20 protein-coding genes are annotated in these 23,502 nt (G+C 62.3%); 9 read left to right on the top strand and 11 right to left on the bottom strand.

Going from position 1 to position 23,502, the window contains the following annotated elements; translation table 11 throughout:
- Positions 1-128: 128 nt before the first annotated feature.
- The 7 genes from ACFPN2_RS17885 (at position 129) to ACFPN2_RS17855 (ending at position 9,299) form a co-directional block, all read left to right on the top strand.
- Positions 129-1,211: a LacI family DNA-binding transcriptional regulator gene (locus tag ACFPN2_RS17885; RefSeq protein ID WP_380598915.1), complete on the top strand. Its 1,083-nt coding sequence runs from the start codon at positions 129-131 to the stop codon at positions 1,209-1,211.
- A 140-nt stretch (positions 1,212-1,351) separates the two neighbouring features.
- Entirely contained in the window at positions 1,352-2,869 is a 1,518-nt protein-coding gene (gene xylE, locus ACFPN2_RS17880) for a D-xylose transporter XylE (protein ID WP_380600165.1), read from the top strand.
- 11 nt (positions 2,870-2,880) lie between these two features.
- The gene (locus tag ACFPN2_RS17875) at positions 2,881-4,038 is read left to right on the top strand and encodes a fumarylacetoacetate hydrolase family protein (RefSeq protein ID WP_380598913.1); all 1,158 of its coding nucleotides are present in this window, start codon (positions 2,881-2,883) and stop codon (positions 4,036-4,038) included.
- Between the two features lie 19 nt (positions 4,039-4,057).
- The gene (locus ACFPN2_RS17870) at positions 4,058-4,822 is read left to right on the top strand and encodes an SDR family NAD(P)-dependent oxidoreductase (RefSeq protein ID WP_380598911.1); all 765 of its coding nucleotides are present in this window, start codon (positions 4,058-4,060) and stop codon (positions 4,820-4,822) included.
- A 30-nt stretch (positions 4,823-4,852) separates the two neighbouring features.
- Positions 4,853-5,722: an SMP-30/gluconolactonase/LRE family protein gene (locus tag ACFPN2_RS17865; RefSeq protein WP_380598909.1), complete on the top strand. Its 870-nt coding sequence runs from the start codon at positions 4,853-4,855 to the stop codon at positions 5,720-5,722.
- A complete protein-coding gene (locus ACFPN2_RS17860) occupies positions 5,712-7,484 on the top strand; it encodes an IlvD/Edd family dehydratase (RefSeq protein WP_380598907.1) in 1,773 nt (590 codons plus the stop codon). Before ACFPN2_RS17865 ends, ACFPN2_RS17860 begins: the two co-directional genes overlap by 11 nt.
- Before the next feature lie 156 nt (positions 7,485-7,640).
- Positions 7,641-9,299 (top strand): alkaline phosphatase family protein, encoded by a 1,659-nt coding sequence (locus ACFPN2_RS17855; RefSeq protein WP_380598905.1) that lies wholly within the window; start codon positions 7,641-7,643, stop codon positions 9,297-9,299.
- Here ACFPN2_RS17855 and ACFPN2_RS17850 read toward each other — a convergent pair whose 3' ends face one another.
- On the bottom strand, positions 9,300-10,763 hold the full coding sequence (locus tag ACFPN2_RS17850) for a C13 family peptidase (protein WP_380598903.1): 1,464 nt from the start codon (positions 10,761-10,763) through the stop codon (positions 9,300-9,302).
- 144 nt (positions 10,764-10,907) lie between these two features.
- Between ACFPN2_RS17850 and ACFPN2_RS17845 the strand changes: the two genes are divergently transcribed.
- A complete protein-coding gene (locus ACFPN2_RS17845; RefSeq protein ID WP_380598901.1) occupies positions 10,908-11,543 on the top strand; it encodes a DUF2459 domain-containing protein in 636 nt (211 codons plus the stop codon).
- Between the two features lie 11 nt (positions 11,544-11,554).
- Here the strand turns inward: ACFPN2_RS17845 and ACFPN2_RS17840 are convergent, their stop codons facing one another.
- From ACFPN2_RS17840 to ACFPN2_RS17795, 10 genes are read right to left on the bottom strand one after another with little or no spacing between them, the layout of a single operon-like run.
- Entirely contained in the window at positions 11,555-12,934 is a 1,380-nt protein-coding gene (locus ACFPN2_RS17840; RefSeq protein ID WP_380598899.1) for a sugar porter family MFS transporter, read from the bottom strand.
- On the bottom strand, positions 12,931-14,109 hold the full coding sequence (locus ACFPN2_RS17835; protein ID WP_380598897.1) for a hypothetical protein: 1,179 nt from the start codon (positions 14,107-14,109) through the stop codon (positions 12,931-12,933). The genes ACFPN2_RS17840 and ACFPN2_RS17835 overlap by 4 nt, the downstream gene beginning before the upstream one ends.
- Before the next feature lie 14 nt (positions 14,110-14,123).
- Positions 14,124-14,795: a D-lyxose/D-mannose family sugar isomerase gene (locus ACFPN2_RS17830; RefSeq protein WP_380598895.1), complete on the bottom strand. Its 672-nt coding sequence runs from the start codon at positions 14,793-14,795 to the stop codon at positions 14,124-14,126.
- A 36-nt stretch (positions 14,796-14,831) separates the two neighbouring features.
- Positions 14,832-16,796 carry a bifunctional aldolase/short-chain dehydrogenase gene (locus ACFPN2_RS17825; RefSeq protein ID WP_380598893.1) on the bottom strand — a complete coding sequence of 655 codons (1,965 nt, stop codon included), beginning with the start codon at positions 16,794-16,796 and terminating at the stop codon, positions 14,832-14,834.
- A complete protein-coding gene (locus tag ACFPN2_RS17820; protein ID WP_380598891.1) occupies positions 16,793-17,494 on the bottom strand; it encodes a ribulose-phosphate 3-epimerase in 702 nt (233 codons plus the stop codon). The genes ACFPN2_RS17825 and ACFPN2_RS17820 overlap by 4 nt, the downstream gene beginning before the upstream one ends.
- A 1-nt stretch (position 17,495) precedes the next feature.
- A complete protein-coding gene (lsrF, locus tag ACFPN2_RS17815) occupies positions 17,496-18,389 on the bottom strand; it encodes a 3-hydroxy-5-phosphonooxypentane-2,4-dione thiolase (protein ID WP_380598889.1) in 894 nt (297 codons plus the stop codon).
- Positions 18,382-20,394, bottom strand: a complete 2,013-nt coding sequence (locus ACFPN2_RS17810; RefSeq protein WP_380598887.1) for an alpha-ketoacid dehydrogenase subunit alpha/beta — start codon at positions 20,392-20,394, stop codon at positions 18,382-18,384. Before ACFPN2_RS17810 ends, lsrF begins: the two co-directional genes overlap by 8 nt.
- Entirely contained in the window at positions 20,394-20,636 is a 243-nt protein-coding gene (locus ACFPN2_RS17805; protein ID WP_380598885.1) for a biotin/lipoyl-containing protein, read from the bottom strand. Before ACFPN2_RS17805 ends, ACFPN2_RS17810 begins: the two co-directional genes overlap by 1 nt.
- Before the next feature lie 2 nt (positions 20,637-20,638).
- A complete protein-coding gene (locus ACFPN2_RS17800; RefSeq protein ID WP_380598883.1) occupies positions 20,639-21,592 on the bottom strand; it encodes a carbohydrate kinase family protein in 954 nt (317 codons plus the stop codon).
- A 3-nt stretch (positions 21,593-21,595) separates the two neighbouring features.
- The gene (locus ACFPN2_RS17795) at positions 21,596-22,456 is read right to left on the bottom strand and encodes a class II fructose-bisphosphate aldolase (protein WP_380598881.1); all 861 of its coding nucleotides are present in this window, start codon (positions 22,454-22,456) and stop codon (positions 21,596-21,598) included.
- 157 nt (positions 22,457-22,613) lie between these two features.
- Between ACFPN2_RS17795 and ACFPN2_RS17790 the strand changes: the two genes are divergently transcribed.
- Positions 22,614-23,501, top strand: a complete 888-nt coding sequence (locus ACFPN2_RS17790; RefSeq protein ID WP_380598879.1) for a MurR/RpiR family transcriptional regulator — start codon at positions 22,614-22,616, stop codon at positions 23,499-23,501.
- The last annotated feature ends 1 nt before the right edge of the window (position 23,502 follow it).

The following is a 23,502-nucleotide window of genomic DNA, read 5'->3' as shown; positions in this document are numbered from 1 at the left end:
CCCTACCATCGGCTAACCGGACTTTTGGTAACGGTACCATGGGTACTCGACGCGCTTCCACCCTTGGCGGTCCAAGGCAATAATGTGCTGAATTTCCTTGGGCCTGCCGGCCCGCCGCTACGACCTTCATGCAAAACGCACCTCGCAAAGCCAGGAACTCGGCCACCTCGACCCGCCGTAAGGGCGCCGCTGTCACCATCCACGAGGTGGCCCAGCGCGCCGGCGTATCGCCGATGACCGTGTCCCGTGTGGTCAACGGCAACGCCAATGTGCGGGCAGCGACGCGCGAGCTCGTGATGCGCACCGTGCGTGAGCTCAACTACACACCGAATGCGGCTGCCCGCTCTCTGGCCGCCGCGTCCGGAACACGCATCGCGCTGATCTATACAAACCCGAGCTCCGCTTACTTGAGCGAGCTGCTGGTCGGCGCGCTCGACGGCGCCAGCAAGGCGGCGACGCAACTGGTGCTCGATACTTGGGATCACATGACGCGCGCGACCGAGCGGGCCGCCGCTCGCAAGATCGCGCAGAGCGTGGCGGGCGTGATTCTTCCGCCGCCGCTGTGTGAATCGAAAGCGGTTTGTTCCGAACTGGTGGCCGCCGGAATTCCGGTGGTAGCGATCGCGTCCGGGCGCTTCCAGCCCGACATTTCCGGCGTGCGCATCGATGACTTTCGCGCGGCGCAAGAAATGACCGAGCATTTGATTTCGTTCGGCCATTCGCGCATCGCCTTCATCAAGGGTCACCCCAATCAGACGGCCAGCGCCCTGCGCTACGAAGGCTTCCAGTCGGCCATGGCCGCGGCCGGCATTCCGGTCGATCCCACCCTCGTTCAGCAAGGCTTCTTCACCTATCGCTCCGGCCTGGAAGCGGCCGAGAAGTTGCTCGCGCGCAAGAAACCGCCAACAGCCATTTTTGCTAGCAACGACGATATGGCGGCAGCCGCCGTGTCGGTCGCTCACCGCCGGGGAATGGATGTACCGCGCGACATATCCGTGGTCGGTTTCGACGATACGCCGACCGCCACCACCGTCTGGCCCGAGCTGACCACCATTCGCCAGCCCATTGCCGCCATGGCGGCCTCTTCCATCGACCTGTTGTTACGGAGCATTCGCCGCCGTAAAGACGGTGAAGCCCGTGTCGTGGTCGATCACGTCGTGGCTCACGTCCTGGTCAAGCGAGACTCGGTCGCCGCCCCCGCTCCGGGCTGATTCCGCGCTCTGGAGCGCACTTCCCTTCGCTACTCCCAGGCCGGGGTAGGGCTAGTTCGCGCTTGAATTTTGATAGCGCTATCACTACGCTCGTCCATCAGCATGAGGCCATTGAGAGCCTCAGCACCGCCAAGCCACTCATAGCGTCATCTCAGGGGGCGCAATTTATGTCACAGGGGATTGCCCAGGCCGAGCTGAATCCCACGCTGGTGCGTGGACTTGCGTTCGTTGCCGCACTCGGCGGACTGCTGTTCGGCTACGACACGGCTGTCATTTCCGGTGCCGTCGGCGCCATCGACCATAACTTCATCGACCCGCGAGGCCTGTCGGAAACCAGCGCGGCCAGCCTGTCCGGCTGGGCCATTTCCTGCGCGTTGCTCGGCTGCGTGATCGGCGCGGCGCTGGCCGGCCCGATGTCACAAAAGATCGGCCGACGGGGCGGTCTGCTGGTGTCGGCAATTCTGTTCATGCTGTCCTCGGCCGGTTCGGCGTTCCCGGAGTTCGGCTTTCTGTGGATCGGCGGCAAAGGACCGGACGCGCTGACCGCCTTCATCCTGTATCGCATCCTCGGCGGCGTCGGCATCGGCGTGGCCTCGATGCTCTCCCCGCTCTATATCGCCGAGATCGCTCCGCCCAAGCAGCGCGGTCAGCTGGTCACTTATCAGCAGGTCGCCATCGTCGTCGGCATGACGCTGGTGTACTTCGTGAATTGGTTCATCGCCTCGCGAGGTGACGATCAGTGGGTGCTCTCGACCGGCTGGCGTTACATGCTGCTGTCGGCCGCGCTGCCGGCGGCTTTGTTCTTCGGTCTGTTGATGCTGGTCCCGGAAACGCCGCGCTGGCTGGTGATGAAGGGTCGCATGGACGAGGCACGGAATGTTCTGGCGCGCCTGACCAACGAAGCCGATGCGCGCGTCGTGTTGAAGGAAATCGACGAGTCGTTGCATGAGCGCACCGGCAAGTTGTTTGCTTTCGGTGCGCTGGTGGTGTTCGTCGGCATCATGCTGTCGGTGTTCCAGCAGTTCATCGGCATCAACGCGGTGCTCTACTACGCGCCGCTGATGTTCCAGAACATGGGTGCGTCGACCGACAGCGCGCTGCTCCAGACCATCATCGTCGGCGTTGCGAACATCGTGTTCACGCTGGTCGCGCTGGTCACCGTGGACCGTTGGGGCCGCAAGCCGCTGCTGATCCTGGGCGGTGTGGTGATGGCGATCTCGATGCTGTCGCTCGGATTCCTGTTCAACAGTCACAACGTCGGCACCGCCGCGCTGGTCGCCGTGGTCGCCTATATCGCCGGCTTCGCGCTGTCGTGGGGCCCGGTGGTGTGGGTGCTGCTCGCGGAAATCTTCCCGAACCCGATCAAGGGCAAGGCGATGGCGATCGCGGTGGCCATGCAGTGGATCGCGAATCTGTTTGTTTCCTGGTCGTTCAAGGTGCTGGACGGCAACTCGGCATTGAACGCGATGTTCAACCACGGCTTCTCCTACTGGATCTACGGCGTGATGAGCATCCTCGCCGCGCTGTTCGTGTGGCGCTTCGTGCCCGAGACTAAGGGTCACAGCCTGGAAGCGATTCAGCATCTGTGGATCGAAAAGCCCGAAGGCCACGCCCGCACCGAAGCTTCCTCCAAGGCCAGCCCTGCCAACGCGCTCTGATCGATTTATCTATGAGATTACTTGCCCATCTTCCGGCGGACTGGCGTGAGGCCACCTTGGTTGGCCGTATCGCCACGGCTGCCGGCCCGACTCCGGTCGTCGTGACTCGCGGTCGCGTGCGTGACGTGTCGCGGGTCGCGCCGACCGTGTCGGACCTGCTCAACAGTTGGAACGATACGATTCCGGCGGGTGACGAGCTCGGTCCGCTCGATCAGCTCCCGCTGTCAGCCGCGTTCAACGGCGGCGCGTCTTCATCAACGCGTCTGCTCGCTCCCGTCGACCTGCAATGTGTGAAAGCGTGCGGCGTGACGTTCGCCGTTTCTGCGGTGGAGCGAGTGATCGAAGAACGCGCTCGCGGCGACTACGCTAAAGCTCAGTCCATTCGCGATGCGCTGGGTGAGCGTGTCGGCGCCGATATTCGCTCGGTCAAACCCGGCTCCGAGACCGCGGTCCGCTTGAAAGAAGCGCTGATCGCCGACGGCCTGTGGTCGCAATATCTCGAAGTCGCTATCGGCCCCGATGCCGAAGTGTTCACAAAGTCGCCGGTGCTCTCGTCCGTGGGCTGGGGTGACTGGATCGGCGTGCGCAAGGAATCGCAGTGGAACAATCCCGAGCCGGAGATCGTGCTCGCGTGTGATGCGAAAGGCCGCACGTTGGGCGCATCCCTCGGCAACGACGTGAATTTGCGCGATATCGAAGGCCGTAGCGCGCTGCTGCTCGGCAAGGCGAAAGACAACAACGCGTCGTGCGCCATCGGTCCTTTCATTCGCATGTTCGACGCGACGTTCGGGATCGATGACGTCCGCAAGACGGTGGTCTCGCTGACTGTCGAAGGCCCGGAAGGCTACAAGCTCGAAGGCCGCAGCTCCATGTCGCTGATCAGCCGCGATCCGCTGGATCTGGTCGAGCAGACGCTCAGCCAGCATCAGTATCCGGACGGCTTCGCGCTGTTCCTCGGCACCATGTTTGCTCCCACCGACGATCGCGATGTGGCCGGCCGCGGCTTCACGCACAAAGTCGGCGATCTCGTGCGCGTGTCCTCGCCGCATCTGGGCACCCTCGAGAACAAGCTCACGACCTCGGACCAGGCGCCGCCGTGGTCCCAGGGCATCGGTCATCTGATGCGCAATCTTGCCAGCCGGGGCTTGTTGGCCCAGCGCTCCACTTAAGCTCAGGCTCAGCTCATTTATGTCTCACACCGTCTATCCGTCGCTTCGTAACAAACGTGTCGTCATCACCGGCGGCGGCTCCGGCATCGGCGCGGCCATCGTCGAAGCGTTCGCCCGCCAGGGCGCCCGCGTGGCGTTCCTCGACATCGCCGACGACGATTCCAAACAGCTCGAGCGGCAGCTGGCGTCCAGCGCCACGCCGCCCCGCTACTATCGCTGCGACCTCAAAGACATCGACACGATCAAGGAATTGTTTCCTCGCATTCGTGCCGACCTGGACGGTGGCATCGACATCCTGGTGAACAACGCGGCCAACGACGACCGTCACACGCTGCAGGAAATCACCGAGAAGTATTGGGACGACCGCATCGCTGTGAACCTGCGTCACCACCTGTTCTGCGCGCAGGCCGTCGTCGAGGACATGAAAGCCGCCGGCGGCGGCGCCATCGTCAACCTCGGCTCAGTGTCCTGGCACCTGGCCCTTCCGGATCTGTCGATTTATCAGACCGCGAAAGCCGGCATCGAAGGCCTGACCCGCGCGCTGGCTCGCGACCTGGGATCTTTTGGTATCCGCGTGAATTGCGTAGTACCGGGCGGCGTCCGCACGCCGCGCCAGATGAAGTTGTGGCACACGCCGGACGAAGAGCAGCGCATGCTCGGCCAACAGTGCATCAAGGCTCGAGTCGAGCCGCACGATGTCGCCAACATGGTTGTGTTCCTGTCCTCGGACGACGCCCGCATGTGCACGGGCCATGAGTATTTCGTCGACGCCGGCTGGCGTTAATAAGCAGGTTTCTCACATCACGGACTGAGCATGAGCAAGGTCGAGTGCGTCTGCGCCGTGGGCGCCCAGTTGGGTGAGGGACCTTTATGGTCCGCGACGGACCAGGCCGTCTGGTTCGTCGATATCAAAGGGCGCCAGATCCATTGCTTCGACACCCGGCGTCGCGCGCTCACTTCGTGGCAGGCGCCGGAGGAAGTGGGCTTCGTTGTCAAAGCCCCGGGCGGCCGCTTCGTCGCTGGCATGAAGAGCGGTCTGTATTCCTTTGACCCTAGTGACGGCAAGTTCACGTTGATCACGCGCGTGGATTCCGACAAGCCGCGCAATCGACTCAACGACGGCTATGTCGACGCCGCCGGCCGCTTGTGGTTCGGCAGCATGGACAACGATGAGTCACAACCCACCGGCTCGTTGTATCGCTTCGACAATCGCGGGCTGCGCCGCTGCGACGAGAACTACGTGATCACGAACGGTCCGACGGTGAGCCCCGACGGTCGCACGCTGTATCACGTCGATACCTTGGAACGAATCATCTACGCCTTCGATCTGAACAACGGCGAGCTCAGCAATCGTCGCGTGTTCGTCCGCATCGACAAGGCCGGCGCGTATCCCGACGGCCCGGCCATCGACGCCGAAGGTTGCGTGTGGATCGGTCTGTTCGGGGGCTGGGGCGTGCAGCGTTTCTCACCGCAAGGCGAGCTGCTGCAAACCATCGAGATGCCGGTCGCCAACTGCACGAAGGTCGCTTTCGGCGGCGACGACCTGCGCACTCTGTACATCACCACCGCGTGGAAAGGCCTGTCGAAAGAACAGATCGCCGCGCAACCGCTCGCTGGAGGCCTGTTCGCGACACGCGTCGGCACTGCCGGCGTGGCTCCGAATGAGGTTCGCTATGACGGCTAAGCGCCGCTTCCGTTCGCAGGATTGGTTCGACGCCCGCGATCACATCGACATGATGGCGCTCTATCTGGAGCGCTTCATGAACTACGGGCTGACGCCGAAGGAGCTGATGAGCGGCAAGCCCATCATCGGCATCGCTCAAAGCGGCAGCGATCTCACGCCCTGCAATCGTATTCACGTCGACTTGGCAACCCGCGTGAAAGAAGGCATTCGCGATGCCGGCGGCATTCCCATGGAATTCCCGACGCATCCGATCTTCGAGAATTGCCGTCGCCCGACCGCGGCGCTCGATCGCAATCTGGCGTATCTCGGGCTCGTTGAAATCCTGCATGGCTATCCGATCGACGCGGTCGTGCTCACGACCGGCTGTGACAAGACGACGCCCGCCGCGGCGATGGCTGCATCGACCGTCGATATTCCGGCCATCGTGCTCTCCGGCGGCCCGATGCTCGATGGCTGGTTCGAAGATGAGCTGGTCGGCTCGGGCACGGTGATCTGGAAGAGCCGTCGTCGGCTGGCCGCAGGTCAGATCACCGAACAGGAGTTTCTCGACGCGGCGGCCGCCTCGGCGCCCTCGCCCGGCCACTGCAACAGCATGGGCACCGCTTCGACGATGAACGCCGTTGCCGAAACGCTCGGCCTTTCGTTGCCGGGCTGCTCCGCCATTCCCGCGCCGTATCGCGAGCGCGGGCAGATGGCGTATGAGACCGGCCGTCGCGCTGTCGAAATGGCGATCGAAGATTTGCGTCCGTCCAAGATTCTGACGCGTGAATCGTTCCTCAATGCCATCACCGCGATCGCGGCGCTCGGCGGCTCGACCAACGCGCAACCGCATCTGACTGCGATGGCTCGTCACGCCGGCCTCGAGCTGCACGCTCAGGACTGGACCAAGTACGGACATGACATTCCGTTGCTGCTCAACATGCAGCCCGCCGGTAAATATTTGGGCGAACGTTTTCACCGCGCCGGTGGCGTGCCTGCGGTTCTGCATGAGTTGGTCGAAGCGGGCAAGCTGCATGCGGACACGATGACTGTTACCGGGCGCACGCTGAGAGAGAACGTCAAAGGTCGCGCGAGCAAGGACCGCGAAATGATCACGACCTACGACAAGCCGCTGCGCGAGCGCGCGGGCTTCGTCGTGTTGAGCGGCAACCTGTTCGACTTCGCGATTCTGAAGGCGAGCGTGATCACCGACGATTTCCGCCGTCGCTATCTGGGCGAAGCTGGACACGACAACGTGTTCGAAGGCCGCGCCATTGTGTTCGATGGCTCCGATGACTATCGAGCGCGCATCAACGACCCGGCACTGAACATCGATGAGCGCTGCGTATTGGTGATTCGTGGCGCCGGTCCGCTCGGCTGGCCTGGCTCCGCTGAAGTCGTGAACATGCAACCGCCGGATGCTTTGCTGAAACGTGGCATCACCAGCTTGCCGACCATCGGCGATGGCCGTCAGTCCGGCACCTCCGACAGTCCCTCGATCCTGAACGCGTCTCCCGAGAGCGCCGCAGGCGGTGGGCTCGCGTGGTTGCGAACCGGTGACACCATCCGCATCGATCTAAACCAGGCTCGTTGTGACATGCTGGTCGCCGACGAGGAGATCGAACGCCGCAAGAAGGACGGCATTCCGGCCGTGCCCGAAAGCGCGACGCCGTGGCAGGAGCTGTATCGCTCCACCGTCAGTCAGCTCGACCAGGGCGGCGTGATGGAGATGGCGCTGAAATATCGGCAGGTCGCGAAGAAGACGCCCCGGCACAATCATTGACCCGCCGCCTGTCATATAAGTGACACAAAGCGGCTCGCGCGTTCATGTCGGAGGCTTAACCTGACGTGACCCGCCGAGGTCCGTAAAATGGATGGGATGACCGGTCATTGGAGTCCGGTCGTGGCTCTCAAGGACCTCAGCGAAGCTCACCCATCCATGAATTCAACCTCCCGCTCGGCAATCGCGCGTTGCCTGTCCGCCTGCCTGTTCGTCGGCTCGCTCGCAGCAGGACCGCTGCATGCCGCCGAGGCGCCACACCCCAAGCTGGTCGTGACCATCGCAGTCGACCAGTTCTCCTCGGACGTGTTCACCGAATACCGTCCCCTGTATCAAGGCGGCTTGAAGCGCCTGGCCGGCGGCGTGGTATTCCCGCGCGGTCATCAGAGCCACGCGTCGACGGAAACCTGCCCCGGTCACTCCACCATCCTGACCGGTGCGCGCCCGGGACGAACCGGCATCATCGCGAACGACTGGCAGGACCCGTCGCTGCCGCGCACGGAAAAAGGCAAGGAAACATTCTCGCTCTACTGCGTGGAGAAGCCGGGCCCGGTCGGCAGCTCCGCGGATGAGAAAGTCATTTCTCCCGACTCGTTGCTGGTGCCGACCCTGGGCGATCGTATGAAAGCGCGCGATCCGGCGACGCAGGTCGTCTCGATCTCCGGCAAGGATCGCTCGGCGGTGATGCTCGGCGGTCACAATGCCAATCTCACCTTGTGGTGGACTCAAGCGGGCTTCACGACCTACGCCGGCAAGGAGTCGACCATTCCCAAAGAGATCGCCGATAAGATCAATACGGACGTGCGCAAGTCTTACGGCCAGCCCACCGTGACCAAGCTGCCCGCGGCCTGCGCCTCCCGATCGCGCTCGGTCAAAGTGACCGACGATATTTCCATCGGCACCCTGCAAAACCTTCCCGCCAACTCTAAACGTTGGCGCGCGACGCCGGCGATGGATTCGTTCACCGTCGACGCCGCGCTCGCCGCAGTAAAGAGTTTCAATCTCGGCAAGAACTCCACCGATCTGCTGGCAGTGAGCTTTTCCGGCACCGATTACGCGGGCCACTACTACGGCACCGAAGGCGCCGAGATGTGCACTCAGCAACTCGCGCTGGATCAATCCATCGGTCGGCTGCTGGCTGGCCTTGATAAGACCGGCATCCCCTACGTGGTGGCGATGACCGCCGACCATGGCGGCATCGATACCACCGAAAGAAACAAACAGCGTGGCGTCACCGACGCGGCGCGCATCGAATCGAGCCTGCTGCCCGTCAACGTCAACGCCGCGCTCGAAAAGGAATTGACCGGCTTGCCGAAACCCATCGTGCTCGGTACCAAAGAGTTCGGGAACGATGTTTATTTGAATGCCGCGATCCCGGCTGACCGTCGCGAAGGCGTCTTGCGCGCCACCTATCTGTACTATCGCAATCATCCGCAGATCGCGGCGGTGTTCACCAAGCAGGAGCTCATCGAAGCCGAGCAGCCCTCGGGGCCGGTCGACGAATGGACCCTGCTCCAGCGTGCCAAGGCCAGCTTCAATCCGCAGCGCTCGGGCGATCTGATCGTGCTGCTCAAGCCTTACATCTCGCTGTACCCAGCTCCCAAGAACGTGGACAGCGACTACACCGCCTCGCACGGCTCGGCGTGGGGCTACGATCGTCGCGTGCCGATCGTGTTCTGGTGGAAAGGTGTCACTGGCTTCGAACAGCCGGTCGCCGTCGAAACAGTGGATCTCGCGCCGACGCTGGCGAAGATCATCGGTCTCGACGTCCCTGCAGGTGAATTCGACGGACGTGCGCTGCCGATCGTTTTGCCCTGATCAGCCGCTTTCTTTGGACATCACGGCGAGCTGTTCGACCATCTGCTCGCCGAAATACGCTTGAGGCAAGGACGCCTCGACGCCCTCTTCTTTCTCTCGTTCCGCGATGAGTGACTTCGCCTTGTCGAAGGCGTCGCGCAACGAAGTCGCGCCCGGCAAGGCATCCCGATAGAACGCCTCGCCGAAATAGGTGAGATCGCGATCGTCCGCACAGCCAAACGACGACCTGTCACCCGCCGCGGCAGTGAGCAGGATCGTATGCTCATCCTTCAGCGGCTCGATGAATGCTCCGGCGTGACACGCCGAGATCACGATCACTTTCCATTTGATGCCAGAGTCTCGTAACGCTTCGGCCAGCAGTTCACCGGAGAGCTGTCGCATCGGCAGCGAGCCGTTGGTCACCGACAGCAGCGGCTCATCTGAGCCATGCGAAGACAGCGCGAGGAACAGAATGTCGCGGTCGACTTCCATCTTCGACGCCACACCCTTTAGCGCGTAGCTCAATGCAGTGGCGCTCGCGAGCGGCTGCTCTTCCAACGAGCGGCGGTCGTTGATGAGCAGCAGCGTGCGCTGGCCGGTGTGATAACGCTGCGCGAAACGATCGGCGGCGAATTTGATTTCCTCGGCGAAGACCTTCTGATCGCCGAATCCCGCGAAGCCGACGAAGAACCCGACGGGTGCCTCACCAGGCGGCCGCACCAACTGAGCCACCGATTCGTCGATGCGTGCCGCTTGCTCGAAGAGAATGGGCTCGTCGGCGTTCCAATCGCTAGCGACGGTTTCCTCTTCGACGTCGTCGCCCGAGCTCCACAGCGTCGGGACCACATACAGAACATTGCCCAACCATACAGCGAGCACGGCCACAGCAATTCCCGCTGCTGTCCCGATGAGCTGCCTGCTCCCGGTGATCGCGTGCAATGCTCTGAGACAGCAGATGGCCGCGTACAGCGCGACGACTGCCATCGCTGAATCGGTCCAGCGCGCGGGCACGAAGCGTTCGATCACGAACTGCGCGATCACCAGCACGGGCGTGAGCAACGCCACCAACGAGCACGCTTGCGCGAAGGAAATCACAGGACGGGAAACGAGCTTCAACGCCAACGCACACAGCAACGCCGCAAGCACGTACCACGTAACGTAGGGCAAGGCGTAGGGAAAGAACTGCGCATCCGGCAGAGCATTGAACCAGCCGAAGCCGGTCCACAATGCCAGCGCGAGCAGCGTCGGGACAGCGATCGAAGCAGCGCTACCGGTGAGCGCTGCGCCGTCGACCGATCGAAGTGTAAGCAACTGTAACGACGCGCGGAGTTTCGACGGCCGCGTCGTTGCTACCGACCGAGGAGCGAGGGCGGCGTCGGCCAATGCAGATTCGGCATCGGGCTGAGAAGCGGCTTCGGCCGACGCAGATTCGGTATCAGGCTGAGAAGCGGCGTCGGCCAATGGAGATTCGGTGTCAGGAAGCATCTTGCTGCCAGGAACGAGTGGGCACGGAGAAAAGCGTCGCCGTGCAGGACAGCGCAGCTTATCAGCCCACGTCGGGAGCGGATTGCCGCTTCAGTCACATTTAATGTAGCGTCGGCCCACATGACCCTCGGCTTTCGACCACTGATGTCGTTACTTGCCACCGTGCTGGTCGCGAGCCTGTTCGCCGGCTGTGCCTCAAGTGACGCCTGTTACGAGCCTGAGGTGTCGCCCGGGTCCTTGCGCTCGGTGTACGTCGTCAAGCGCGCCTGGCACACAGGTGTCGCGATTGCCATCGCCGATTGGCCGGATCGCGACTGGCCCGTGCTCGCCGACTTTCCCGACTCACGCTATCTCGAGTTCGGCTGGGGCGATGCTCGTTTCTATCAAGCCGAGGAAGAAACGTGGTGGCTGGCCCTTCGCGCGGCCTTCTTCTCGACGGCCAGCGCTCTACACGTCATCGGCTTCGATCATCCGACACCCGATGCGCTACGCGCCGATGAAGTCATCGAAGTGCGCCTTTCGGAACAGGGACTGCGGAAACTCGCTGCGTCGATTGAAGCCGAGTTCAAAGACGTCGCACCGAAGTCGTTTGGCGTACCGCTGCGGGGCGTGCCCGAGCCAAACAAGTTCTACCACGCGAAGCGACGTTTCTTCTTTCCGCGCATGTGCAATTGGTGGACCGCACAGCGCCTGCATGACGGCGGCTGTCCGATTGCAGCCTGGTCTGTCGTCTCGCCGAATCGAGTGATCCGGGAAGCGAAAGGATTCGCGGGCAACTAGCGCCGATCGTGCTACTGCGCCTCTCGAGCCACAGCGACGGGATTCTCCGGACCGTCGGTCGTGCCCAAGCGCCGCTGAATATCTTCGAGCCTGACGCCGCTGGTCTCGGGAAAGAACATCAGTACCACCAGGAACTGCAGGATCACCATGACCAGGAACATGAAGAACGGCCCCGACTGCGACTGAGTCGCGATCACCGGGAAAGCCGCGGACACGATCGCATTCATCACCCAGTGCGTCGAGCTGCCGAGACTCTGCCCCTGAGCGCGCACCCGATCGGGAAATATCTCGCTCAAGTACACCCAGATCACCGCGCCTTGCGAGAAAGAGAAGAACGCGACGTAGCCGACCAGGAACATCAGCAACGTGCTCTGATACTGCTGGATGTGGAAGATGGTCGCGATCGCAGCCAGGCAGATGGCCAGTCCGACAGAGCCCACCAATAACAGCGTACGCCGGCCGAATTTATCGATGAGGCTGAGCGCGATCAGCGTGGAGATCAGCATCGTCGCGCCGACCGCGACGGCCTGTGCGTTCTGCGAGGTCCGATCGAAACCCGCCATCGCGAAGATGTCGTTCAAGTAATAGAGCACGGCGTTGATGCCGATCAGCTGATTGAACATGGCCAGCACCAGCGCCAGCAGGATGGGGCGACGATAACGCCATTGAAACAAACGGTCGGAGCTCGGCCCCGCGTCGGCTTCCAGCGAGGCACGGATGCTGGCCAACTCGCCGAGCGGCTTCTCCGACCCCAGCTTGCGAAGCACGTGCTCGGCCTCCTCCAGGCGACCTTGCGCGACCAGCCAGCGCGGGCTCTGCGGAATGCCGACCAGCATCAATAGAAACAACGCCGCGGGCGCAGCCGCGATTCCCAGCTGCCAGCGCCACTCGACCAGCTCGCCCAGCGCAAACAATCCGATCACGTAGTTGGACAGATACGCCAGCAGAATGCCGCCGATGATGTTGATCTGGAACGCGCCGACCAATCGGCCTCGCCACGCGGCGGGAGCGATCTCAGCAATGTACACCGGCGCGATCACGGACGATCCTCCCATGCCGAGGCCGCCGACGAAGCGGAAGATCAACAGCCACGTCCAGGACGATGAGAAAGCGCAGCCCAGTGCGGAGATGAGATAACACGACGCGAGAATCAACAGACTCGTGCGACCGCCGAGTACTCGCCCCATCGAGCCCGCCGCCATGGCGCCGAGCACCGTGCCCCAAAGGGCCGCGGACACAGTGAAGCCCAGCTCGCTCGGTGACAGATTGAACATCTGCGTCAATCCGTGCGTCGATCCGGCGATGACGGCCGTATCGAAACCGAGCAGTGAGCCGCCTAGGGCCGCCACGAAGACGGTCCGGATCAAAGTGCCGTTGAGCGTGTTTGTCATTGTATTTCCAGCCCCGGTAACGTTCCCGTGCGCAAAAAGTCGAGATGGCATTGAACCGCCACCGCCGCTCCCGATTCCGCGCGCAACACGATGCTGTTATCTCTCCAGTGACCTTCGATGTCGGCGACACAATCGAAATCCGACGGTATGCGCACGACGCCCTGGAGATAGAAGATCGACAGTCGGCCCTGTGCGTCCGGCCGCAGGCACGTCGGTATGCCTCGCGCGCTCAAAGGATTCTCTCGCGCCGAAGCCGCGAGACCGGCATGAAAGTACGCCGTGATGTCTTCGATGCCCATGACGTTGACGTGTCGGCCGTTCCAAGGCGGGAAGTGTCGCCCGCCGTTGGAGAACCACAGCAACGTCGAGGCCAGCTGCTTCGGATCGCGCAGCGCGAACCAGACATAGCGCTGCTCAGGAAATGTCACGGCCGACCAGGCGAACTCCTGCGCCGGATCGGCACATAGAATTGCGAGATCTTCGAAACCGCGTCGCGCAGGATATCGGCACAGATCGGTACTCGATCCATCGATGCACGGCGCCGCGTGCAGATCGGTGATCTCCTGGTCCGTCGTCAGCCACGAGTAGCCGCGATCCTCCGGCCGAGCCGTTGGCTCGACGTACGTTCGCGCGTGAACCAATGAACTGAACGAAAGCCGCGCGGTGCCCTTGGTAACGGGAAACGCCAATGTCGCGTGATGTCCGGGATTGATCGGCCCGGTCAGCCCGGTAAGGTCATGACGCTGATAAATGACAGATTGATTGGCGAGCAGCGCGGTGGTCGCATAACACATACCCCCTTGCAGCGGCAGGTCGACTCCCAGCCTCACCCAGCAACCTTCGCTCGTCTCGCCGTTCCCGATCTCGCGCCATTCGCGATTCGCCGTCTCACCATGCGGCGGCAGACGCTGACCGCGATACGGCTCGCCATTCTCGCCAAAGGCCGAACAGAACCAATCGCCGCGCAGTGCCCGGAGCATGGGAGGAACATCGGCGGGCAATGTTTCTTCCGCCCAGGGCGCCACGGCGTACGGCCGGATGGGCTCATCTTCCCTTGGAAAGAAAACTACCGGCCCCAGCATGCCGCCGGTCCGCGTCAACGCCAGCTCGACATCCCGCGTTCCCAGCAGGAAAGAGTTCTGCCCCTGAATCTTGACGGTGGATTCGAAGGTCATACGGACCTCGAACGCTAGTACTCAGTACACAGCTTGTGCGTCACCGGCACGTCTTCTTCGATGCTCGGAAAGCGTCCGACCTTGGCGTAGAACGAGTTGTCCATCTCGTCATCGTTGACCGACGACACTTCGCCGACGATGGACGTGCCGGTGCCTTCCTCGGCCCAGAACTCGTGATAGAGGTACGGCGTCAAAGTGATGGAGTCGCCCGGCTTCAACCGGAACGTATGGCCGGCCTTGACCCGATACCGCACGCCGTCCAGCGACACCTCAACGTCGGAGTCCGCGAGCGTGCCATCCGGGCCGCGATTGAACAGACGGATCAGCAGATTGCCACCGGACTTACAGATGATGTCCTCGGACTTGAGGATGTGATGATGCATCGGCGTGTGCTGATTCTCGCGAATCACCAGCAACTTCTCGGCGTACGGCTTCTTGTTATAAGGCACTTGTTTGTGATGGCCATTGCGCACCGTGAAGACCACCAGGCCGACCTTATCGAAGTCGCCTGAGCCGAAATCGGTGATATCCCAGCCGAGCTTGCACTGGCGGATCTCGTCGCACTCAGCGCCCTTGGCCGCCCAGTCCTCCGGACTCCAATAAGCGAACGGGGGCAAGCGGATCTGGTGCTCGTGCAATAGCGCGATCGCGCTCTCGATGAGCGCGTTGATTTCGGATCGTTTCATCGTTCCCCCTCGGCCGCACCGGCCGACGTTTCGACTTCAGATGACGCGCTCGTTACCGCCGTCCACCGGAATCTGCGCGCCCGTGGTTCGAGAGAACCTGGGGCCGCACAGTTCCGCAGCGAGCTCCGCCACATCCTTACTCGTCACCTCGACCTTGAGGACATTGTTTGTTTTATATTCCTGAACGCTCAACTTATAGGACGCAGCGCGGGCCGCGAGCACCTCCGGCGTCCAGATCGCCGTATCGAAAACAGCATTCGGATGAACACAGTTCACTCGGATACCGTCACTGCCCCACTCCAAAGCCGCGACCCGCGCCAGCTGCTGCATGGCTGACTTCGACGCCGAGTAAGCGGCGGCGCCAGGCCCCGGGGCCGCGACGTTCTTGGATCCAATGATCACCACGCGACCGCCTCGCGGCGCGAGCTTGAGCAGAGGATGACACTCCCGCATCAGGACCAGATTCGCATCCAGATTAATACTCATGGTCCGTCGCCAGACATCCGTAGCCATCGCGGCGATCGGAGAGCTCTTCGGGAAGATGCCGGCGTTCAGCACCAGCATGTCGACCGAGCCGAACAAGCGCACCGCTTGATCGAGCGCGGCACCGATCTGCTCTTCATTGGTGAGATCGCATTCGATGCCCAGGAAACTCTTGCGGTCGTAGAGCTGTTTGACGGCGGGAGAAACATCCAGCGCGATGACGGCGGCGCCCCGCGCCAGCAAAGAATCGACACAAGCCTTGCCGATGCCCGACGCCGCGCCGGTCACCAGGGCGACTTCGCCCAGAAACGTTGCCTCGGGATTGGGCTTGGCGAGCTTGGTGCGCTCCAGATCCCAGAACTCGACATCGAAGAAATCCCGCGCCGGCAACGCCTTCCAGCCGCCCAGCTTTTCGGCGCTCATGACGATGTCGATGGTGTGCCGATAGATATCTTCGGCGATGTTGGCATCCTCGGCGCTCCGCCCCAGCACCGCCATGCCGAGATCGGGATCGAGAATTACACGCGGCGCCGGATCGACCACCGCCAACGCGCGCCCCGCCACATGAGCACGCACATAATCTTGATACGCGGCCGCGTAGGCCGCAACATCGCGACCGACCATCGGCACACGCTTCGTGCGGATCACATGATCGGGCGTGACGCCACCTCGTTGCGACAACTCAGCAACGTCGGCACGCTGAGAGAATCCCATGGCCTGCGAGTCGGTGCGCACGGTCATCACCATGGGCGCACCAGCCGCACGACTGACTTCCCGACGCAGCGACGCAATCTCCACTCGCGACACAGGCTTCGGCGCTTGAGGGAGCCATTCGACCCGACCGGCACCCTGCGTCTCGAGATAACGCTCCGCCTGGGACACCAGATCGATCATGCGCTCATAAGAAACTTTCGCGGTTTCGCCGAAGGTAAACAGCCCGTGATGCATGAGTACGACGCCGATGGTGTCGCGCGTCGCTTCTTTGGAAAGAATCTCGCGGCACAGACGCACCAGCTTGAAACCCGGCATCGCATACGGAATGACCACGATCTGCGCGCCATAGATCTCTTGCAATCGCTCGAAGCCATTGCGCGAGTTCATGACAGCGATGAGCGCGTCGGCATGCGTGTGATCGACGAACTTCTGAGGCAGCAGTGCATGCAACAGCGTTTCGACGGAGGGCGCCGGCGCGGAGGCACGCGTCAGCGACAGCTTCAGCTCGCTCTCCATGTGCTCGTCGGAGAGCTCGCCAAGGCTCACCAGCCGTAACAATCGTCGCAAGCGACAGGGCGAAAATCCCGCCGCATCGATGGTCGCGAGATCGGCGCCGCGCCCCTTGACGTACAGGACGTCCTCCGACTCGCCAAAGACGTTCGGCTCGACCAGCTTGACCGAGGTGTTGCCGCCGCCATGGAGGACCAGCGACGGATCGCGACCGAGCAGACGCGAGGTATAAACGCGCTGCCCCAGCAATCCTTGAAAGCGGACCGCATCCTGATCGTTCCACAGACTCTTCATCGCAACGCGCCCATCATGTACTTGGCATTCTCCAGTGGCGCTTTACCATCGAAGACCGCGCTCCCGGTGACGATGATGTCGGCCCCCAGTCGGGCAATGTTCCCGATGTTGTCGCGGGTCACGCCGCCGTCCACACAAATCAATGCCGTATCGCCCAGACTTTCACGCAGCCGTTTGACCCGGTCGCAGGTCGATGCGATGAACTTCTGCCCGCCCCAGCCCGGGTTCACCGCCAGCACCAGCACCATTTCGAACTCGCCGGCCAGCGGCTCGAGCACTTCGAGCGGCGTGCCGGGATTCAAAGCGATGCCACGCACGATGCCGCGATTCGGATCGTTCGCGTTGGTCATCTTGCCCAGCGCCTGAAGCACGCGATGAATGTGACGAGTGGACTCGGCGTGCACGGTGACGATGTCCGCCCCGGCGGCGACGAACGAGTCCAGCTTGCTGAGCGGGTCCTCGATCATCAGATGCACGTCTTTGAGCAGGCGCGTCTTGAGTCCGGCGACGACGGGCGCACCCATGGTCAGCATGGGGCAGAACACACCGTCCATCACATCGAAATGCAGCAGATCGACGCCGGCCTCTTCCAGAATCTGCAGCTGCGAGCCCAGCGTCAGCCAGTCGGCGGTGAGCACCCCAACGCTGATCTGAGGCGCGGAGGCGCGCAATCGATCAACGAGGGGTGATCGCGCCATCTCAACGTCCCTTCGATTCGTCGCTTCTCAAGGTCAGGAACAGCTCATGCGCTTCCTTGGGCTTGAGACCGTTGTGCACGACTTTGTGAATCGCCTGCATCATGGCGCGCGGCGCATCGCTCTGGAAAATGTTTCGACCCATGTCGACACCGGCCGCGCCGCGCTGAATCGCGTTGTACGCCATCGTCAACGCATCGAACTCCGGCAACTTCTTGCCGCCGGCCATGACGATGGGCACCGGGCACGACGCCGTGACTGTTTCGAAGCCTTCGGCGCAGTAGTAGGTCTTGACGATCTGCGCGCCGAGCTCGGCGCAAATGCGACAGGCCAGGCGCAGGTACTGAGCATCGCGCGTCAGTTCCTTGCCCACTGCCGTGACCGCCATCGTGGGAATGCTATAGCGCAGGCCCATGTCGACCAGCCGCGTCATGTTGTGCACCGAATGGGTCTCGAACTGACCGCCGATGAACACTTGCGTGGTCAGCGCAGAAACATTCATCCGAATGGCGTCTTCAATATCGACCGCCAGTTCCTCGTTCGACAGTTCCTTGAGAATGCTGGGACCGCCGCTACAACGCATGACGATGGGCTTGTTGATCGCCGGCGGCACCGTGGATCGCAAAATGCCGCGCGTGAGCATCAACGCATCGGCCATGGGCATGAGCGGGACGATATTCAGATCGACGCGCTCCAGGCCAGTCGTCGGCCCCTGAAAGTAACCATGATCGATGGCGAGCATCACCGTGCGCGCCGTCTCGGGATTGAAGATGCGCGCCAGGCGATTCTTCATGCCCCAATCGAGCGAGCCCGCGCCGCGCAGAAAGAACCCCGGCGTGCGCATGGGCACGTCTTCGTGAAAATTCTTCGCTTCTTTCAGACCGTCTGTATCAGCCATGGCTCTCCTCCAAAATCTGGCGCACGCCCGCGGAGATCCGATTCGCATCGGGTCGATACGCGTTCTCGAGCACGGGCGTGAAGGGAACGGGAACATCCGGCGAGGCCACGCGAGTCACGCGCACCGACGGCCAGCGCTCGGCAATGCCGGCCGCGATTTCGGCGCCGACACCGCCAGTGATCGGACCTTCTTCCACGATCACGGCACGACCGGTCTTGCGCACTGACGCGCCAATCGTGTCCCAATCGATGGGCGACAGACTGCGCACGTCGATGACTTCCGCATCGAACTCGTCGGCCGTCTGCATCGCGTAGTGGACCATCAAGAGCCAGGCCAGCACGGTGACGTTCTTGCCTTCGCGTCGAACCGCAGCCTTGCCGAGCGGCACGATGTAATCTTCCGCCGGCACATCGCTCGAGGCGTCGACGGCGCCACCTTCGGCACGCGCGCCCTTCGAGCCATATAACAATTTGTGCTCGAACATCAGCACCGGATTGCCGTCGCGGAGCGCGGCCTTCAGCAACCCTTTGGCGTCGTACGCATTCGAGGGTGCGACCACCTTCAAGCCGGGAACGCCGGTGAAGTAACGTTCCATGTTTTGAGCATGCTGCGAGCCGCGACCGGTTGCGCCGACCGGCGCACGCATCACCAGCGGCACACTGATCGTCCCGCCCGACATGTAACGAAGCTTGGCCGCGTTATTGATGATTTGATCGCTGGCCAGGAACAGGAAGTCGCCGTACTGCACGTCGGCGATGGGAATCATGCCCATCATCGCCGCGCCGGTGGCCAGGCCGAAGAAGCCGAGTTCTGCGATCGGTGTATTGATCATCCGCTGGGGATATTTCTTCTCCAGGCCCAGCGTCACCGTGAACGCGCCGCCCCATCCTCCCGGCACCCCAATATCTTCACCGATGCAGAACACGCGCGGATCGGCTTCCATTTCTTCGGCGATTCCATCGCGCAAGGCTTCGGCGATGCCGAGACGCCGCGTTGCTCCAGCTGCGCTCACGACGGGGTTCTGTACAGTGAGAGCAGGGGAACGCGGCGGCGCCTCGGCAAAAACGTATTCGTGCAAATCGCTCACGCTCGGTTGAGGCGCGACCTTGGCGCGCTCCACGCATTCGGCGAGCATTTTCTGGATGCGCGTGTTGATGAGCTCATGCTCTTCCGCCGTGATCTGAGCACTCGCGCGGAAGCGCTCGATGGGATCGCGCTGAGCCCACGCCTCGCGCTCATCCTTTGGTTGGTAATGACACGGGTCGCGACGCGAATGCCCGGTGCGACGATAGGTCAGCAGCTCGAGCAACACCGGCCCTTTGCCAGCGCGACACTCGGCGGCCGCCCTCTGCGCGGCTTCATACACCGCCAGCACATCGTTGCCGTCCACCGTTTCACCGCGGAATCCATAGGACTTCGCCCGATCCGAGATGCGCGAGTTCTTCATCACCAGATCGACGTGAGTCGACGCGCCGTAAAGATTGTTCTCGCACACCAGGATGAGCGGCAGATTCCAGATGGCCGCCATGTTGACGCCTTCATGGAACGCCCCCTCGGCAATGGCGCCGTCACCGAAGAAGGACGCCACTACGTGCGGCTTGTTTTCCATCTTGAATGACAGCGCCATGCCGGCCGCCAGTGGAATACCACCTGCAACGATGGCGATTCCCGGGACCATCCCCTTGCTCATATTGCCCATGTGCATCGAGCCGCCACGGCCCTTGCAACAACCGGTCTCGGCGCCGAACAGCTCATCCATCATCTCTTGCGCCGACAATCCCTTCGCCAGCGCATGACCGTGGCCTCGAAACGTCGAAGTAATCCAGTCATCGGCGCCGAGCGCCGCGCACACGCCGACGGCCGTCGCCTCTTGCCCCTGACATTGATGAATGGTTCCGGGCATGGTGCCTTCGAGGAACAGAAACTTGACCGTATCCTCGAACTCACGGATCAACAGCATCCGTTCATACAGCTCCAGCAGGAACTTGCGGTCGTAGCCTGACATCAGCTCACCTTGATCGTCGCGATGATGGTGCCGACGGGAACCTTCTGCCCGGACTGCACATGAATGGTGGCGAGAGTGCCGTTGGCGATGCACTCCACTTCCTGGACCGCTTTGTCGGTCTCGATCTCGAGCAGCGCCTGACCGCGCTTCACGGGGTCGCCCACATTGGCGAGCCAACGGGTGATGCCGAGCTCCACGCCTTCATTGGTGGCGAGATCCGGCATCTTCATATTCACGTCCATACTCAACGAACCTCGGTGACAGTCAGCGGATGCTCGATCGCAAAAGCTTCGGCTTCAGCGGCGGAGAAGACGGAATCGGTCGTGCCCGCAGCCCGGGTGGCCGATGCGCCGACGGCGCTGGCGTAGCGCAGGGTTTGTGGCAAATCCCAGCCTTGCATCAGGCTGCGAATGACGCCCGAGGTGAATGCATCGCCGGAGCCGGAGGGATCGACCACGTTCATGCTGTAAGCACCGCAGGTCCACATCTTTCCGTCTCGCGCGGCGACGGAACCGAGTCCGCCCCGAGTAACAATCACGGTGTTGGCACCGGCATCGGTGAGAGCGCGCACTTGATCGAACGGATCGGAGAGCCCGGTGAAGGCGCGGGCCTCGTCGTCGTTCGGCAGGAAGACATCGATGAGGGGCAACAAGGACTTCAGCGCAGTCACCCCGCCCTGTCCCTCCGGCACCACGACATCGACGACGGTCTTGACGTTGGCTTCCCGACAGAACGCCAAGAGCGCCGCGAGCTTCGAAAACTCGATGCCGGGCAGAGCAAACAAGCCGCCGAGATAGAACACCTTCAGCGACGACAACCATTGATGAGAGATCTGATCGATGGTGAACGCTCTGTTGGCGCCCATCACATGCAGATAGCGTCGGTCTTGGCCGGCGATCAATAAAATAATGGTGCGACTGGTGGGATGCTGTTCAACCCGCAAGACTCGCGACGTGCCGACGTCATGCTTCGCGAATGTTTTCAACAGCGCATCGGCGGAGCCGTCGCGCCCGACACAGCCCGCCAGATCGACGGCGATGCCCTGTTTGGCAAGGTCGATGGCCACATTGGCGGCACAACCGCCGGCACGCACCGGCATGTCGTCGAGTGCCACCAACGACCCTGCGGGCGGCAGCGCCGCCAACGGACCGCAGAAGGTGTCTTCGACCAGGAGTCCTGCACAGCCCACGTCAGGCATAAATCACGCCTTGCCGCAGCACCCGAGAAGCTCGATTCGTTCCAGCACCGCCTCTTTCACGACATGACGGCCGACGACCATCAGATCGGTGTCGCTGCCGTCGCCGAGCAGTGCATGCGGATTCGGCTCGGCGGTGGCCAGCGCCTGGCGGATCACCCGAAGATACTTCTGCTTCATATAGGTGCCATAGTTGATCTTCCTGACACCCAGATGGATCGCGGCCTTGATCGAGTCGTCCTCGATGCCGGTGCCGCCGTGTAACACCAGCGGCACATCCAGACGGCGACCCAGCGCTTCCAGACGGCTCAGATCGAGCGGCGCCCGACCCTGCAATTTGATTTCTTCGTTGCCCACGCTGACGGCCAGCAGATCGACGCCGGTCTCCGCCACGAACTTCGCGGCGCCGTCGGCATAGGCTTCGGTATCCAGATCGTCGCCTTCAAAATCGGCCTCCACCGCGACCTGGCGGCTATGGGCCAGAGCGGTGAGCCGCTTCACCCGACGGGTGTAATCCTCCAGAGGCGCATGCGGATCGGCGGGCATGACCAGATTGAAGCCGGCGCCGATGGCCTGTTCGACCCAGGCGTCGTTCGGGCATTCATTGAAGATGAAGCCCACCGGCACGTCGGCCTGCTCGGCCGCCGCCTTGCCCAGGGCGGCATACAGGCGCAGTTCCTGGGCCGAGGCGTTCTGGCGCTCGGCCAGCCACTCGCCGTTGAAACCAATAATGATGGGCGAGCGGGTGGCCTCGGCCGCATCGATGACGCCCTGGACCGACTCGAGGCTCCAGCTTTCGAAATACCCCAGAGCGTAGTCGTGGTGGCGGGCGTGTTGCATCAGGCGATTGATCGATTCGAGCGACATGAAATAAACCTGCGATTCGGAAAAGACCCCGGAAACCCCTAAGAAACAGCCCTGAACTACGACTGAACTATGTTCACAAATGTTGTAGTGTTAATGAACTTGGTTCAAAACTACGCGGCCGCTGGTGCGCTGTCAAGGCTGCTCATAGAATGTGCGTGTGCGACGCAAGAACTCATCAATAAAGGCATCGACCGACACGCTGGGGGACAACCGGCGGCCGTTGCTGACCTATATCAAAGGGATCCACGCGTCCCTCAATCCGACAGACCGGTTGATCGCGGACTGTGTGCTCGCCGACCCGGAACGGGTCATTACGTCGTCGATCGCGCAGTTGAAAGACGACTGTGGCGCCAGTGTCGGCGCCATCGTGGCGTTCTGTCGTCGCGTCGGTCTCACCGGTTTCGCGGAGTTCAAAATCGCGCTGGCCCGGGATCTGGCGCAGTCGGGCTTACCCGCCGGGCAGACCCAGGAAAGCGGCTCGCTGCTGGAGAAAGTGTTCGGGGTTCACGCGCAAAGCCTGACCGAGACACTGCAGATCAATCCACCGGCGCAGTTCGAAAAGATCGCGCAGGCCATCGACAAGAGCCGTCGCGTGGAGCTGTTCTCCATCGGCCTGTCCTACCCCGTCGCGCATACGGCGTACTGCAAATTCCTGCTGCTCGGCCTGCAGGCCTCGGCGCACTTCGACTCGCATATTCAGCTGATCGCCGCCACTCAACTCGAGAAGGGCGACGTGGCGATTGGCATTTCGTTGTCGGGAACGACTCGCGAAACCGTGGAATGCCTGGAGGTCGCCAAGGCCAAGGGCGCGACCACCATCGGCCTGACCAATGCCATGAAGTCGCCGATCACCACCCACAGCGATTATTGTTTGTACGCGACGCCGAGCGAGATCAAATATTTCCAGGCGCCGCTGGCCTCGCGCGTCACGCAGCTGGCGTTGATCGATGCGTTATTCGTTTTCCTGGCTCTGAAGCACAAGAGCCGGACCGCGGCCAAGCTGCAGGCCTCCGGTGAAGAGCTGGTCAAGCGCAAGATCGAGTGAG

Origin of the sequence: Steroidobacter flavus (assembly GCF_042651805.1) — a bacterium.
Taxonomy (GTDB): domain Bacteria; phylum Pseudomonadota; class Gammaproteobacteria; order Steroidobacterales; family Steroidobacteraceae; genus Steroidobacter; species Steroidobacter flavus.
Note: the sequence above shows the minus strand (reverse complement) of the source record. Positions and strands in the feature narration are given on the sequence as shown.

What these genes read in the sequence shown, in the direction of transcription:
- ACFPN2_RS17885 (WP_380598915.1), top strand. Translation starts at nt 129, where the DNA reads ATGCAAAACGCACCTCGCAAAGCCAGGAACTCGGCCACCTCGACCCGC.
- ACFPN2_RS17875 (WP_380598913.1), top strand. Translation starts at nt 2,881, where the DNA reads ATGAGATTACTTGCCCATCTTCCGGCGGACTGGCGTGAGGCCACCTTG.
- ACFPN2_RS17870 (WP_380598911.1), top strand. Translation starts at nt 4,058, where the DNA reads ATGTCTCACACCGTCTATCCGTCGCTTCGTAACAAACGTGTCGTCATC.
- ACFPN2_RS17865 (WP_380598909.1), top strand. Translation starts at nt 4,853, where the DNA reads ATGAGCAAGGTCGAGTGCGTCTGCGCCGTGGGCGCCCAGTTGGGTGAG.
- ACFPN2_RS17860 (WP_380598907.1), top strand. Translation starts at nt 5,712, where the DNA reads ATGACGGCTAAGCGCCGCTTCCGTTCGCAGGATTGGTTCGACGCCCGC.
- ACFPN2_RS17855 (WP_380598905.1), top strand. Translation starts at nt 7,641, where the DNA reads ATGAATTCAACCTCCCGCTCGGCAATCGCGCGTTGCCTGTCCGCCTGC.
- ACFPN2_RS17850 (WP_380598903.1), bottom strand. Translation starts at nt 10,763, where the DNA reads ATGCTTCCTGACACCGAATCTCCATTGGCCGACGCCGCTTCTCAGCCT.
- ACFPN2_RS17845 (WP_380598901.1), top strand. Translation starts at nt 10,908, where the DNA reads ATGTCGTTACTTGCCACCGTGCTGGTCGCGAGCCTGTTCGCCGGCTGT.
- ACFPN2_RS17840 (WP_380598899.1), bottom strand. Translation starts at nt 12,934, where the DNA reads ATGACAAACACGCTCAACGGCACTTTGATCCGGACCGTCTTCGTGGCG.
- ACFPN2_RS17835 (WP_380598897.1), bottom strand. Translation starts at nt 14,109, where the DNA reads ATGACCTTCGAATCCACCGTCAAGATTCAGGGGCAGAACTCTTTCCTG.
- ACFPN2_RS17830 (WP_380598895.1), bottom strand. Translation starts at nt 14,795, where the DNA reads ATGAAACGATCCGAAATCAACGCGCTCATCGAGAGCGCGATCGCGCTA.
- ACFPN2_RS17825 (WP_380598893.1), bottom strand. Translation starts at nt 16,796, where the DNA reads ATGAAGAGTCTGTGGAACGATCAGGATGCGGTCCGCTTTCAAGGATTG.
- ACFPN2_RS17820 (WP_380598891.1), bottom strand. Translation starts at nt 17,494, where the DNA reads ATGGCGCGATCACCCCTCGTTGATCGATTGCGCGCCTCCGCGCCTCAG.
- lsrF (WP_380598889.1), bottom strand. Translation starts at nt 18,389, where the DNA reads ATGGCTGATACAGACGGTCTGAAAGAAGCGAAGAATTTTCACGAAGAC.
- ACFPN2_RS17810 (WP_380598887.1), bottom strand. Translation starts at nt 20,394, where the DNA reads ATGTCAGGCTACGACCGCAAGTTCCTGCTGGAGCTGTATGAACGGATG.
- ACFPN2_RS17805 (WP_380598885.1), bottom strand. Translation starts at nt 20,636, where the DNA reads ATGGACGTGAATATGAAGATGCCGGATCTCGCCACCAATGAAGGCGTG.
- ACFPN2_RS17800 (WP_380598883.1), bottom strand. Translation starts at nt 21,592, where the DNA reads ATGCCTGACGTGGGCTGTGCAGGACTCCTGGTCGAAGACACCTTCTGC.
- ACFPN2_RS17795 (WP_380598881.1), bottom strand. Translation starts at nt 22,456, where the DNA reads ATGTCGCTCGAATCGATCAATCGCCTGATGCAACACGCCCGCCACCAC.